Source organism: Terriglobus sp. ADX1 (genome assembly GCF_036877645.1).
GTDB lineage: Bacteria > Acidobacteriota > Terriglobia > Terriglobales > Acidobacteriaceae > Terriglobus.
The window spans coordinates 1-12,242 of sequence record NZ_JAEDXV010000006.1; the positions used below are offsets into that span (position 1 = coordinate 1).

A 12,242-nucleotide genomic window follows, 5' to 3' on the forward strand; every position below is an offset into this window, starting at 1 on the left:
CCCATTGGGGTTAGAGGCAAAATCGTCTTTCTAAAAGAGTTAGGGCCACGCGAATGCGTGGCCCTTTTCCTTCTTGTTCTATTTTAGCGGTTTGGTGGAAATAACCTGCCAGCTCTATTTCTTTTGCTTTGTGTGGGTTGAGTTGTTTTGGGGCTTGACAGGATTCGTGCGGTTCTCGGAAAGACTGCCAGCCATGGTCGTTCCGTGGGTGCGCGAAGCCCTGCCCTTCCGAGTACTTCCGTACCGTTCTCGACGCTTTGCGCGATGCCCGGGTTAGCTTCGCGAACCTGGGGCAGCCGGTGGTTTTGCTGTTGATGCGGCATTGGAGAGGGTTGAGAGGAATGCAGGTCCTTCGGCTTCACTTCGTTTCGCTCAGGATGACGGTCTTCGACCGTACGAGCTTCGCTTTCGCGAAGCTGGTTTGTCTCTTTGGCTGAAAGCGAGGGGTTACCTCCCACGGAACGCTAGCGTTGCCTTCTAAGTTTTCGCAGTTCGCCATGAAGACCATATCGATGGCCCGCCCCGCATCCTGTCGCAGTTGAACGTGCCGGCATTGTCCTTATACACGGCCATCGCAGAGCTCATCGAGAAAAAGATTGCAACGCGGACTGTCGCGTTGGCTGATACTGTGTGGCACGGTTAATTACCCATTAATCCTCGCTCTGTAAGAAGGGAAATAAGGAGTAGCCATGCGTCTGAAGCGGTTCTTCACCGGGCATACTGTTCGTTTGTTTTCAGCCTGTGTGCTGATTGGATCTGGCTTGGCCTGGGGGCAGGCACAACCTTCTCAGACGAAGGGCCGTGATTTCGATACGGCCGCTCCAAAAGACGAAATCATGGGAACGGGGAAGGCTGGAGCCGGTGCAAACTCCGACGCAAGCAGCCCGAATCGCACGGTGGGACCGCAGCGGGATGGCTCGATTGTTGTATCGGACAATCAGATGCTGACGCCCGCAGGCAAGATTGTGGAGATGGGCACGCCTGTACGCGTGAAGGCAATTGCGCTTAATCCGAATCGCATGGTTCACAGTGCAGCCGTGCTGTTGATGGGATCGCCGCAGCCGATCATCGTATTCGATACGGTGGCCGGAAAGGTGCTGCAGCGCTTTACGCCTGACGACGCGGCTGCAACCAATGCAAAGGACAGGACGACAGGTTCGTTCACAGGCGTTACCTATTCCGCTGATGGTACGAAGCTGCTTTTCAGCCAGGATAACAACCATGTTGTGATTGCGAAGGTGGATAAGAAGACTGGCCTTCTTAGCAGCGATCAGCGAGTGAAGTTGCCGGAGCCACCTGCGGATGGGCGCACGTATCACAATGCGAAGGCGATCAATCCTGGTGGCATTGCATTCTCGGCTGACGGTAAGCGCGCTTACGTTGCGCTGAATGTTGCGAACACGCTTGGCGTGATCGACCTTACATCGTCACCGGCGAAACTGATTAGCCAGATTCCTGTTGGCAATGTGCCGAACAGTGTTGTTGTGCGTGGTAACTATGCTTACGTCACCAATGAAGGTGGACGGCCTGCAACGAGCGAGGATTTCACGAACGATTCGGATGGCACGGCGATCGTTGTCGATCGGACAGACGCTTTTACGATCTCCGGCACGGTGTCTGTGGTTGATCTGACTGCGGGTAAGGAAGTGAAGACCATTCCTGTTGGTTTGCATCCTGTGGGCATGGATATTTCCGGTTCCAAGCTCTATGTTGCGAATGCTTACAGCGACAGTCTTTCGATCGTTGATCTGCAGACGGACAAGGTTGAACGCACGATCAGCCTGAGTGTTCCGATTGCCAAAGGTGCGTTTGGCGCTGGGCCCAATGGTGTTGCCGTTACGGATGATGGCAAGGCTTATGTAACGCTGGGCCAGGCAAATGCGGTTGCCGTTGTTAACTTGCAGGGACGCGAAGCCAACCCGGTTGTTGGTTATATCCCGACTGCTTATTTCCCAACTTCCATCACGTATGACAAGGCGCGGAAGCAGATTCTTGTTGCTGATGACAAGGGCCTGGGATCGCGCGGGAATACGACGATCAAAGAAAACGTGGTTGGCTATAACACGCATGGCGATATGGGTGTTGCGAACCTGATTGCGGAACCTAACTCTGTAGAGTTGGCGAAGTTCAGCAAGCAGGTGTTTGATAACAATCACTGGAACCTGACGACCAATATTGAAGTTGGGAAAGAGTTCGTTGATCCGCGCGCTGTGGCGGTCGCGGTGCCCAAGCATATCGGCGAGCCTTCGCTGATCAAGCACGTGTTCCTGATCATCAAAGAGAACCGCACTTACGATCAGATGCTGGGCGATGTGAAGTGGGGGAATGGCTCTGCGGAGCTGGCGATGTTTGCTTCTGCTGTGCCTAACCAACATGCTTTGGTGAAACGGTTCCCGCTGCTCGACAATGTGTATGCGCCCAGCCGTCAATCGGCGGATGGTCATCCGTGGATTGGTATGTCGGGTTCGTTTTATTCCAATGACATTCTGTCGCCGGATTGGATTCGTTCTTACCCGGGTGGTGGTGCAGAGGATCCTTTGACTTATACGCCCAAGGGATTTTTGTGGACGGGACTTGAGGCTAAGGGACTTACCGCTAAGCTGTACGGCGAATGGAGCAGTGGCGCTACGATTGCCCACAAGGCAGATGGTTCGGCTTATACGTGGACAGATTTTTACAACACGTCGCTATGCAAGGAAGGTAAGGCGCCGGCTTCCAGTTGCGTTGTTCCGGATGATGCCATTCATGTGAGTTCGGTGATTCCTTCTGCAGCGAAGATCATGGACCCGCACTATCCGCCGTTCAACCTAAATATTCCAGATCAATATCGCGTTGATTACTGGATTAAAGATTTTCAGGCGATGGATGCCCAAGGAAAGGTACCTAACTTAACTATTCTTTGGCTTCCGAATGACCACACGGCAGGTGCTTCAAAGGGCATGCCTGATCCGGCCAGCTATCAGGCAGACAATGATCTGGCTCTTGGTCGTATGGTTGAGGCGATTAGTCACAGCAAGGTGTGGGGACAGTCGGCCATCTTTGTTGAAGAAGATGATTCGCAGGGTGGAGCGGATCATGTTGATGGACATCGTCAGCCGATCTACATCATCAGCCCCTATACCGTTACGTCGCGGATTCCGGGCCAGGGTAAGGCTATCCACACGACCTATACCGCTGAGAACATCAACCGGACGATCGAAAACATTCTTGGTACGCAGCCTCTTACGCAGTTCGATCTGGTGGCTTCGCCCATGTTTGACGCGTTCCAGAACACGGCTGATCTGACGCCTTACGATGCTGTGCCCGCTGTGCTGCCGCTGGATCGGGGACCTGGACTGGGTGGCACTGCTACTGTTTCATCGAACCCGATGGAGAAGGCATGGTTCAAAGCTACCGCCACGGTCATGAAGGGTAAGTATGACAAGGCCGATGCTGTTGAGCCGAACTTCCTGAACCATTCCACCTGGTATGTGATGACGGGTTGGACACGCCCGTATCCCGGCGAAGATAAGGTCATGATGCCGGGGCCGTTGGTGAAAGTCGCCAAGAAGTACAACGGCGATGGGGACGACGACTAAGGCTAAGGTTTTGACTTACGGGCTTCCGCTTTGGCGCGTGCGATTTCTTCCATGCGTTGCGAGAGTTGTCGTTCGCGGCCTTCGCCGGTGGGGCGGTAGTAGCGGCGGTCTTCAAGGCCATCGGGGAGGCATTGCATGTCTGCGACCTTGCCCGGGAGATCGTGCGCGTACTGGTAGTCCTTGCCGTAGTTGAGGTTCTTGAGCAGGCGTGTCGGGGCGTTGCGCAGGTGCAATGGGACGGGTTGTGCGCCGGTGGCGTTCACGTCTGCGGCGGTTTCGTTGAAGGCGACGTAAACGGCGTTGGACTTGGGTGCGAGTGCGAGATAGACGACAGCTTGTGCGAGTGCGAGTTCGCCTTCGGGCGAGCCGAGAAGGTGCATCGCTTGTTGCGCGGAGAGCGTGAGGTTGAGTGCTTCGGGTGCGGCTAAACCGATGTCTTCTACTGCCATGCGTACGACGCGGCGTGCGACGTACATGGGGTCTTCGCCTGCGGCCAACATGCGACGGAGCCAGTAGAGTGAGGCGTCGACGTCGGAGTTGCGCACGCTTTTGTGGAGCGCGCTGATGAGGTCATAGTGCTGCTCGCCGTTCTTGTCGTAGAGGAGGGTGCGCTGCTGGAGCGCGTCGCCGACGGCTTCGCGGGTGAGTGTGGTTTCACCGCGACCGATGAGGAGCGATGCGGCGGTTTCGAGCGCGTTGAGGGCGTAGCGGGCGTCGCCGTTGGAGAACGAGGCGATGGCTTCAAGTGCGCCTTCGGCTGCGGTGAGTTGAAGGCTGCCGAGGCCACGGTCTTCGTCGCTTAATGCACGCTGGAGGAGCGCTACGATCTCTGCGTCGGGGATGGACTGGAGGACGTAGACGCGGCAACGGGAGAGTAGCGCGGCGTTGACTTCGAAGGATGGGTTCTCGGTGGTTGCACCGATGAGGCGCAGGGCTCCACGTTCGACGTAGGGCAGGAAGGCGTCCTGCTGGGCTTTGTTGAAGCGATGGATTTCGTCGACGAAGAGGATGGTGCGGGACCCGGAGGCGGCGGCGCGTTCCGCGTCGGCCATGACCTGCTTGATTTCCTTGATGCCGGAGGTGACGGCGGAGAACTCAATGAAGGTGGCGGAGGTGGTGCGTGCGATGATTTTTGCCAGCGTGGTTTTGCCGGTGCCGGGAGGGCCCCAGAAGATCATGGAGCCTGGTTCGCCGCGTTCGATGGCGAGGCGCAATGGTTTGCCGGGGCCGATGAGATGCTTCTGACCTGCGAACTCGTCGAGCGTGGTGGGGCGCATACGCTCAGGCAGCGGGATGTCGCGGCGGTTGAGCGGTGTGGCGGGTTCGAGATTGGCAAAGAGGCTGCTCATTTGAAGTTCCTTTGTTGGGATGCTTCGTAGAGCAGAAGGGAACCTGCGACGGCGGCGTTGAGGCTTTCCGTGGGGCCAGTGGTGGCGAGGGTGATCTGCTTGTTGCAGATGGCCAGCATTTTTTCCGACACGCCTGCGCCTTCGTTGCCGATGACGAGGGCGACGGTGCCTCGGAGATCGGTCGCGTGGGCGGCTTCGCCGTCTTTCGCTACAGCGGCGAGGAGTTGGGTGTCTACGGCTTTTAATGCCTGTATCAGCACGTTATCGCAGCGGGGGAGCGGGATGCGGAAGGCGGCTCCGGCGGCGGCACGGAGGCATTTGCCGTTCCAGGGATCGACGGTGCCGGGCGTGAGCGCCACGGCGGAGGCTCCGAAGGCTTCTGCGGAACGGATGAGCGTGCCGAGATTGCCGGGATCCTGCAGGCCGTCGGCGATGAGGAGCAGGTCGCCGGTGCGTGGGGCGTAGGGGAGTTCGGGGCGCTTGAGGAGGGCGGCTGCGCCCTGCGCGTTTTCGGTTTCGGCGGCGCTCTGGAAGGCGTCCGGGGAAAGCAGTAGGACTTCGCGGGCGGCGTCTTCCGGGAGGTCGCGCAAGAGGTGCGCGTGGTCTTCGCGGAGGTAGAGGGTGTCGAGTTGCAGGCCGCTGGCGATGGCTTCGCGGATGAGATGGAAGCCTTCGATGCCGATGCGGTCAGATTTGCGGGTGGTCAGCGCGGCGCGGAGGGCTTTGACGCGGGCGTTGGTGCGGCTTGTGATTCGTTCGGGCATTGCTTCTGGTAAGTGTATCGGGGCTTGCGCTTTGGCATTGGGGTGAGGGAGAGGAATGCAGGTCCTTCGGCTTCACTTCGTTTCGCTCAGGATGACGGTCTTCGACCGTAGGAGCTTCACCGAATGGTCGTTGTTGAGGTTCACTAAGGATTAACTTGTTGTGGCAGCTTGCGTTCCGGTGTGGTTTGGGCGATGCTGCGAGGGAGGTTCTTCGCGGGACTTCGGGAGTGTGCATGTCGGCAGAAGTGTTGCGGATTCATCCGGATGAACCAGAAGCGGAGCTGGTGGGCTATGTGTCGCAGTGTGTGGAGCGTGGCCAGGTGGTGGCGCTGCCTACGGACACGTTCTACGGTCTGGCCGTAGACCCGGTGAATCTGCGTGCTGTGGAACAGATTTACGAGTTGAAGAGCCGCGCCAAGCACAAGCCGCTGTCGCTGCTGGTTGGCAGTACCGCGCAGGGATATGAGTTGGCACGTGGACTGGATAGCGCGTTTGACAGGCTGGCGGAACGCTTCTGGCCGGGGCCGCTGACGATCATTGTGAAGGCGGGGTCCAAGCTGCCGCTGCGTGTGACAGCGAATACAGGCAATGTGGCGATTCGTGTACCGGAAGCGCCGATTGCGCGCGCTGTGGTGGAGCATCTGGGCCTACCGATTACAGCAACTTCCGCGAATCTGGCGGGCCATGCGGAGTGCACACATGCACGGTGTGTGCGCGAACAGTTGGGCGATAAGATTCCGCTGATTGTGGATGGCGGACCGACGGCGCGGACAGTGCCGACGACGATTGTGGATCTGAGCGGCGGCGGAAACTCGTGGATGATTTTGCGTGAGGGTGCAATTCCCACGCATGAGATTGCGCTGGCTTTGCAGCACTAAACGAAAGGCACATGGCGCGACGACACGGAAGACGGCAGGACGGCGGCGGACATGCGTTCCGAACGCTGCTGGTGGTGATCATGCTGATCACCGCGGTGTGGTTTGCCAGTTTGTACATGCGCATTGACCGCGTGGCGCAGGAAGATCAGGCGGCGCCCTCCGATGCGATTGCCGTGTTTGGGGCGGCGCAGTACGTGGGGCACCCATCGCCGGTGTATCACGCACGGTTGGACCACGTGGTTTCGCTCTATGAACATGGCATGGCGCCTTACATCGTGACGCTGGGCGGTTCGGCGGATAAGAAAAACGGCCTGAGCGAAGGCGATGTGGGGCGGAACTATCTGCTGGCCAATGGTGTGCCGTATGACCACATCATTGCGGAGACGCGGTCGCTGGATACAGGGCAGCAGGTGGACCAGCTGGCGCGCATTGTCCGCGAGAACCAGTGGAAGCGGGTGATTGTGGTGAGCGATGGGACGCACCTGTTCCGCATACGGGCGCTTTGCGAACGAGAGGGGCTGGATGTGTTGACGTCGCCACGGGCGCCGTATGGAAACCTGTCGACCTGGGGGCACGTTACGCGGATCACGCATGAAATGTTGAGCTATACCTTCCTTCGGCTGCACGTGGAGGCCGGTTGGGCAAAACGATGGATGGAAGGGAAGGAAGAGGCGTAAAAGTTGTTCTTCTGTCGTCTGTTCGATGACGATTTGAGGATCACTTCGTCTCTCGGTTGAGGAATGCAATACGGGCATCTGGAAAGGTGCCGGAGTTGTGCCCTTGTTTCCGTTACAATCTGAAGATGGCGGGGCCGCAGTGCTCCCGAAGCAGGAGCAGCGTTTGTTTTCAGTTCCACGTCAGGTATTTCGCGTAAGCGCAGCCGGTCTGAGCGCAATTGCGGTGTTGGCCCTTGCCGGTTGCGGCAATAACTATCGTCCGGTTGTCAGTGCGATCAATCCGGTTGGGCCTTCGACCCAGCCTCAGGTCTACGCCACGGCCATTGCCGATCCGGGCAATGGCAACAATGGTCTTGCCACGGTCATTAACGTTTTTGGCGAGACGGTAGCTGCGACGGCGGCTGTTGCTCCGAATCCGCTGTACTTTACGGTGGACTCTGCAGGGCAGGCCTATGTGCTGCATAGCGGCAATTCGCTGATTGACTCGTTCAGTGCGGCCGAGGGTCTGATGACCACGACGGTGAAGCACTCGTCGCTGGCGCAGGGTGTAAACCCGACGCAGGTCACGACGAACTCGACGGCAGGACCGATCTTCATCGTTGAGCCTTCCGTGAACAAGGTTGCGGTGATGACGGCGGGAACGCCGCCTACGATTCGCCAGGAACTGCCTGTTACTGAGAATCCGGTGTACACCATTGCGAATGCCAATGCGACGCGTGCGTATACGCTGAGCCAGGGCGCTACCCCTGGTACAAGCACTGGCGTGGCGACGGCGATTGAGGCCGGTACAGCGACTGCAAACAACTCTATTTCTGCCGTAATTCCCGTGGGAATCAGCCCGGTATATGGCGTGATGACGCCGGATGCACGCCGTGCGTTTGTGCTGAATCAGGGCAGCGGCACTGTGACCGTGATCAACACGGTGGGTAACAACCTGGATAAGACGATCACGGTTGGTTCGAACCCGCTGTGGGCGGATGTGGCTCCTGCGATTAATGAAATTGCCGTTTTGAACAAGGGCAACGGAACGTCCGCAGGATCGCTGAGCATTATCAATGTGGCGCTCTGCAACCAGGTTGCGCTGCCGGGTAATGCTGCTTGCGATTCGAACAATCCGGCAGATTCTACGAACTTTGGCCAGGTGCTGGCGACCATTCCCGTAGGCGTAAACCCGGTTCAGGTGGCGATTCTTTCGGATCTGAGCAAAGCCTATGTTGCCAATGCTGATGGCACGGTGACTGTGGTGGACATGAACACGATGGTGGCCACGAAGACCATCACCGTGGGCGGTACGCTGAACTGGATTCAGGCTGTTGCGGGTAATCCCACTGGTAAGGTCCTGGTGACCGCAGCCGATACGCAGAACCTGACGATGATTCGCACGGATACGGACGTTGTGACGGCGACGATTCCGTTGCAGGGCAAGGGTATCGGCATTCGCGTATCGCAGTAACTCTAACGATTATCAAAAGAGAGAGGGGACCTTCGGGTCCCCTCTCTTCTTTGTGCTGACTTTGAAATCTGAGGCGCTTATGCGCCGATCATGAGGATGGGCAGGGTGGGGGTTTTGGCTCCGCCATCTTCTTCCATGGTGACGCCGAAGGTGCCTGCAACGACGCCCTTGGGGATGTCAGGCAGGACGACGCTGGCGTAGCCGCGTTCGTCTGGGCGGAAGGTGCCTGCCGGGATCGGCGTGCGGCCGTCGCCGACGGGGATGAGCCAGAGTTCATAAACTTTGCCGGCGGGTAGCTGGTCGAGATTGGCGCCCTGGAAGATCAGCGAGCCTGTCTCAGACACATAGGTTACGCGCGCATTCGAGATGGGCTGCGAGCTTTGCTTCGTGAGCTGGAATCGCTGCGCTGCGCTGTTGCGCAGGACGTCGAGAGCGCGCAGAGACTTGTCCGATTCCGATGCGATATGCGCTGCCTTTGCATTCGCAGTGGAGGCTGTCTCCTGAAGTGTTTCTGCCTTGTGCCACATCGTCCATGTGCTGACGGCGAGGCCTGCAGCCACAGCCCATCCTGCCCACGGCAGAAGTCTGCCGAGGAGGCTGCGCTCCGGCGCTTCTTCGTGGAAGGAGCGGAAGGGGAGCGAGGTCTCCTGCGAAGGAGTGTAGCTGTCTTCACGGATGGCGCTGAGGCGATCGGGCGCGGGTTCCGTCGTCAAGATTGGATCTATCGCTATGGCGTGCTGCGCTGTGGCGCGATCGGCAATGGAGTGGATTGCGGATTGGGACTTCTTGCCGCGTGCAATCTGCTTGAGCAGCCGCTGACGGCAGAGTGCTGGCGGTGTGTGCTGTTCCGGTGTCAGGGATAGCAGGATAAGGTCGCCCCGTACGTTGGCCAGCTCTTTGCGGGCTTCGGGCGAGTGTTGCAGAAATTCCTGAAGACGTGTCTGCTCTTCCGGTGCCAGCAGTTGCATGGCGTACAGGTAGAGGTCTTCGGCGGTGACGGGTGGTTGCCGGGTCATACCTGCATGGCCTTTCTGAGCTGCAGAAGACCTGTGCGAATACGCGTTTTAACGGTGGCAGCAGGTTCGCCTGTGAGCTCGGCGATTTCCGTGTGGGTGAGGCCGTCGAAGTACGCCATGTCGAGTGCCTTGCGCTGCTCTGTGGGCAGTCGAAGCAAGGCCGCATGGGTGCGTTCGAGTGTGGCGTTGCGATCGGATTCGTCAGAGAGGCGAACTGCGGAAGGCAGTTGGAACTCCTGTACCGGTGCCTCTGTCTTCTTGCGGCGCAGCGTGTCCAGCGAACGATTACGTGCGGACATGGCTAACCATCCGCCGAGTGATGCGGTCGCGTCGTTGAACGACTCCGATTGATTCCAGAGATGCAGGAAGACTTCATGCAAAACGTCTTCGGCGGCGGAAGGATCGCGCAGAACGCGGAGAGCGACCGAATAGACGAGTCGGGAATATCGGTCGAAGAGTTGCGCTATGGCTGCTTCGTCACCACGCTGGATGCCGCGCAGGAGAAAGTTGTCGTCGCTGGCTGGCAGCACTTCGCTTTCGCGGGCAAAGGAACGTGCGAAAGGTTCCGCGGGATTGGGTCGCGGTGTGATGTTGCCGAAAGAGAATTCTGATGATGCCATGGGCGTGGATGAAGTCAGTGCTTCCTCAGGCGGCGTGCGTTTCCAAAACTGGATGCGAATCCGCAAAGGCGACCTAACCTCCCGTTGAGTTTAACCCGCGGGTGTGGGCTTTGCGCAATCTGCGAGGATGGGAAGGGAGGCTGAAACATGGCAAAGGTTCGTTTGGATAAGGCATTGGTGGAGCGAGGGCTGGTTCCTTCGCGAGAACGTGCCGCGAGTCTTATCCTGGCAGGCCGTGTTTTGGTGGACGAACAGAAGCAGACCAAGGCAGGGTTTGCGATGGCCGAGGATGCGGCGATTCGCATTCTGGGCGAGGACATGCCGTATGTCAGCCGCGGTGGGTTGAAGCTGCGAGGTGCGCTGGATCACTGGAAGATTGATCTCGCCGGACGGCTGTGCGTGGACATCGGCGCGTCTACTGGCGGCTTTACGGATTGCATGTTGCAGGCTGGCGCTGTTGCTGTTCTGGCGGTGGACACGGGCTATGGGCAGCTTGCGATGTCGTTGCGCAACGATGCACGTGTGAAGCTGCTGGAGCGCACGAATGCGCGGCTGCTGGAGCCCGGTGCGTTGTTGCAGGAGGCTTCTTCGCTGGCTGGTGATATCACGCCGAGTTTCTTTTGCATGGATGTTTCGTTTATCTCTGCGTCGCTGGTGATTGCTGCGGTGGTTGCTGCGTTGACCAAGCCGGAGTCGCGCTGGGTGGGCGAGTGTGTGGTGTTGGTGAAGCCGCAATTTGAGGCTGGCCGCGAATGGGTGGGCAAGGGCGGCATTGTGCGTGATCCCGAGGCCTATCGCATTGCGACGGAACGTGTGAAAGAGGCGATCCGTGTGGCGGGCGGGGAGACGGTGGAGGTGATTGATTCGCCGATCACCGGGATGGAAGGGAATCGGGAGTTTTTGTTGTACGCATGTTTTCGATAAGGCTTCCTGTGGATGCGAAAGGTCGTCCTGGACGGTTGCGCAGAGGGGAAGCCAAGTACACTAAACAGGCATGCAGCACGTCGCCATTATCTCGAAGCCGCAGAAGCCGGAACTCGCAACCTTGTTGCCGGAGCTTATTTACTTTCTGAAGGAACGCGGTTTTGAAGCGCATCTGGATGAGACCAGCGCGGCATACGTAAAAGAACACGGCATGGCTCGCGAAACCATGGCGGGTTGTTGTCCGTCCCTGGTGATTGTGCTGGGTGGAGATGGCACACTGCTGTCCGCGGCGCGTGCGTTTGCCAAGACCGATACGCCGATTCTGAGTGCGAATCTTGGTTCGTTAGGTTTCCTAACGGAAGTTCCGTTGTCAGAAATTTATAAGACGTTTGATGCCTGGCAGGAGGGTTCCTGCTCCGTGGATCAGCGCAGCATGATGCATGCGGAGCTGTGGCGCGATGGCAAGGTGTATCAGGCGTGGGATGCGCTGAACGATGTGGTGATCAGCAAGGGCGCGATTGCGCGCATGGGCGATTACTTCATTCAGATTGGTGGGCAGAGCGTGGCGCGGTTTCGTGCGGATGGTGTGATTGTTTCCACGCCGACGGGATCGACCGCGTATAGCCTGGCAGCGGATGGGCCGATTGTGATGGGCAGCGTGGAGGCGATGGTGGTGACGCCGATTTGCCCACATCTGCTGACGCTGAGGCCGATTGTGACGCCGGCAGATACGGAGATTCGCATCTCGGTGGTGGGGATTGCGGATCAGACTTTCCTTACCGTGGATGGGCAGGAAGCTGTGGAATTGAAGCTGTCGGATGAGCTGCATTGCCGCCGTTCGCAGTATTCGGTGCGGTTGATCCGGCTGGGCGAGCATGGTTTGTTTAATGTGCTGCGGTCGAAGCTGAAGTGGGGCGAGCGGTAGAGTTTCCCTCAGAGGTTGTTTGGGCTTCCTGAAGCGTTGTAGAGGGTTGAGAAGAATG

General features: G+C 58.3%; 10 protein-coding genes. 6 read left to right on the forward strand and 4 right to left on the reverse strand.

The genetic code is table 11. The annotated features are described in order from the left end of the window. The first annotated feature begins 689 nt into the window (after nt 1-689). Entirely contained in the window at nt 690-3,578 is a 2,889-nt protein-coding gene (locus tag JAO32_RS05535) for a bifunctional YncE family protein/alkaline phosphatase family protein (RefSeq protein ID WP_334238328.1), read from the forward strand. Nucleotides 3,579-3,580: 2 nt separating this feature from the next. On the opposite strand, the gene JAO32_RS05540 is transcribed toward JAO32_RS05535, so the two are convergent. Both JAO32_RS05540 and JAO32_RS05545 read right to left on the reverse strand, forming a co-directional pair. Then, nucleotides 3,581-4,927 (reverse strand): replication-associated recombination protein A, encoded by a 1,347-nt coding sequence (locus JAO32_RS05540; protein WP_334238330.1) that lies wholly within the window; start codon nt 4,925-4,927, stop codon nt 3,581-3,583. Continuing rightward, nucleotides 4,924-5,691, reverse strand: coding sequence for a TrmH family RNA methyltransferase (locus tag JAO32_RS05545; RefSeq protein ID WP_334238332.1), 768 nt, complete (start codon nt 5,689-5,691; stop codon nt 4,924-4,926). The genes JAO32_RS05540 and JAO32_RS05545 overlap by 4 nt, the downstream gene beginning before the upstream one ends. Before the next feature lie 233 nt (nt 5,692-5,924). Here JAO32_RS05545 and JAO32_RS05550 point away from each other — a divergent pair, with 233 nt between their 5' ends. The 3 genes from JAO32_RS05550 to JAO32_RS05560 all read left to right on the forward strand — a co-directional run bounded on the left by JAO32_RS05550 (nt 5,925) and on the right by JAO32_RS05560 (nt 8,699). Beyond that, a complete protein-coding gene (locus JAO32_RS05550) occupies nt 5,925-6,569 on the forward strand; it encodes an L-threonylcarbamoyladenylate synthase (RefSeq protein ID WP_334238333.1) in 645 nt (214 codons plus the stop codon). An 11-nt stretch (nt 6,570-6,580) separates the two neighbouring features. Continuing rightward, nucleotides 6,581-7,246 (forward strand): YdcF family protein, encoded by a 666-nt coding sequence (locus JAO32_RS05555; RefSeq protein ID WP_334238335.1) that lies wholly within the window; start codon nt 6,581-6,583, stop codon nt 7,244-7,246. 163 nt (nt 7,247-7,409) lie between these two features. Beyond that, the gene (locus tag JAO32_RS05560) at nt 7,410-8,699 is read left to right on the forward strand and encodes a YncE family protein (RefSeq protein ID WP_334238337.1); all 1,290 of its coding nucleotides are present in this window, start codon (nt 7,410-7,412) and stop codon (nt 8,697-8,699) included. Nucleotides 8,700-8,776: 77 nt separating this feature from the next. Here JAO32_RS05560 and JAO32_RS05565 read toward each other — a convergent pair whose 3' ends face one another. After that, a complete protein-coding gene (locus tag JAO32_RS05565) occupies nt 8,777-9,715 on the reverse strand; it encodes an anti-sigma factor (RefSeq protein WP_334238338.1) in 939 nt (312 codons plus the stop codon). After that, nucleotides 9,712-10,335, reverse strand: a complete 624-nt coding sequence (locus tag JAO32_RS05570; RefSeq protein WP_334238340.1) for an RNA polymerase sigma factor — start codon at nt 10,333-10,335, stop codon at nt 9,712-9,714. The genes JAO32_RS05565 and JAO32_RS05570 overlap by 4 nt, the downstream gene beginning before the upstream one ends. Before the next feature lie 147 nt (nt 10,336-10,482). On the opposite strand from JAO32_RS05570, the gene JAO32_RS05575 reads away from it, so the two are divergent. After that, nucleotides 10,483-11,259, forward strand: coding sequence for a TlyA family RNA methyltransferase (locus tag JAO32_RS05575; protein ID WP_334238341.1), 777 nt, complete (start codon nt 10,483-10,485; stop codon nt 11,257-11,259). A 70-nt stretch (nt 11,260-11,329) separates the two neighbouring features. Continuing rightward, entirely contained in the window at nt 11,330-12,184 is an 855-nt protein-coding gene (locus JAO32_RS05580; protein ID WP_334238343.1) for an NAD(+)/NADH kinase, read from the forward strand. The last annotated feature ends 58 nt before the right edge of the window (nt 12,185-12,242 follow it).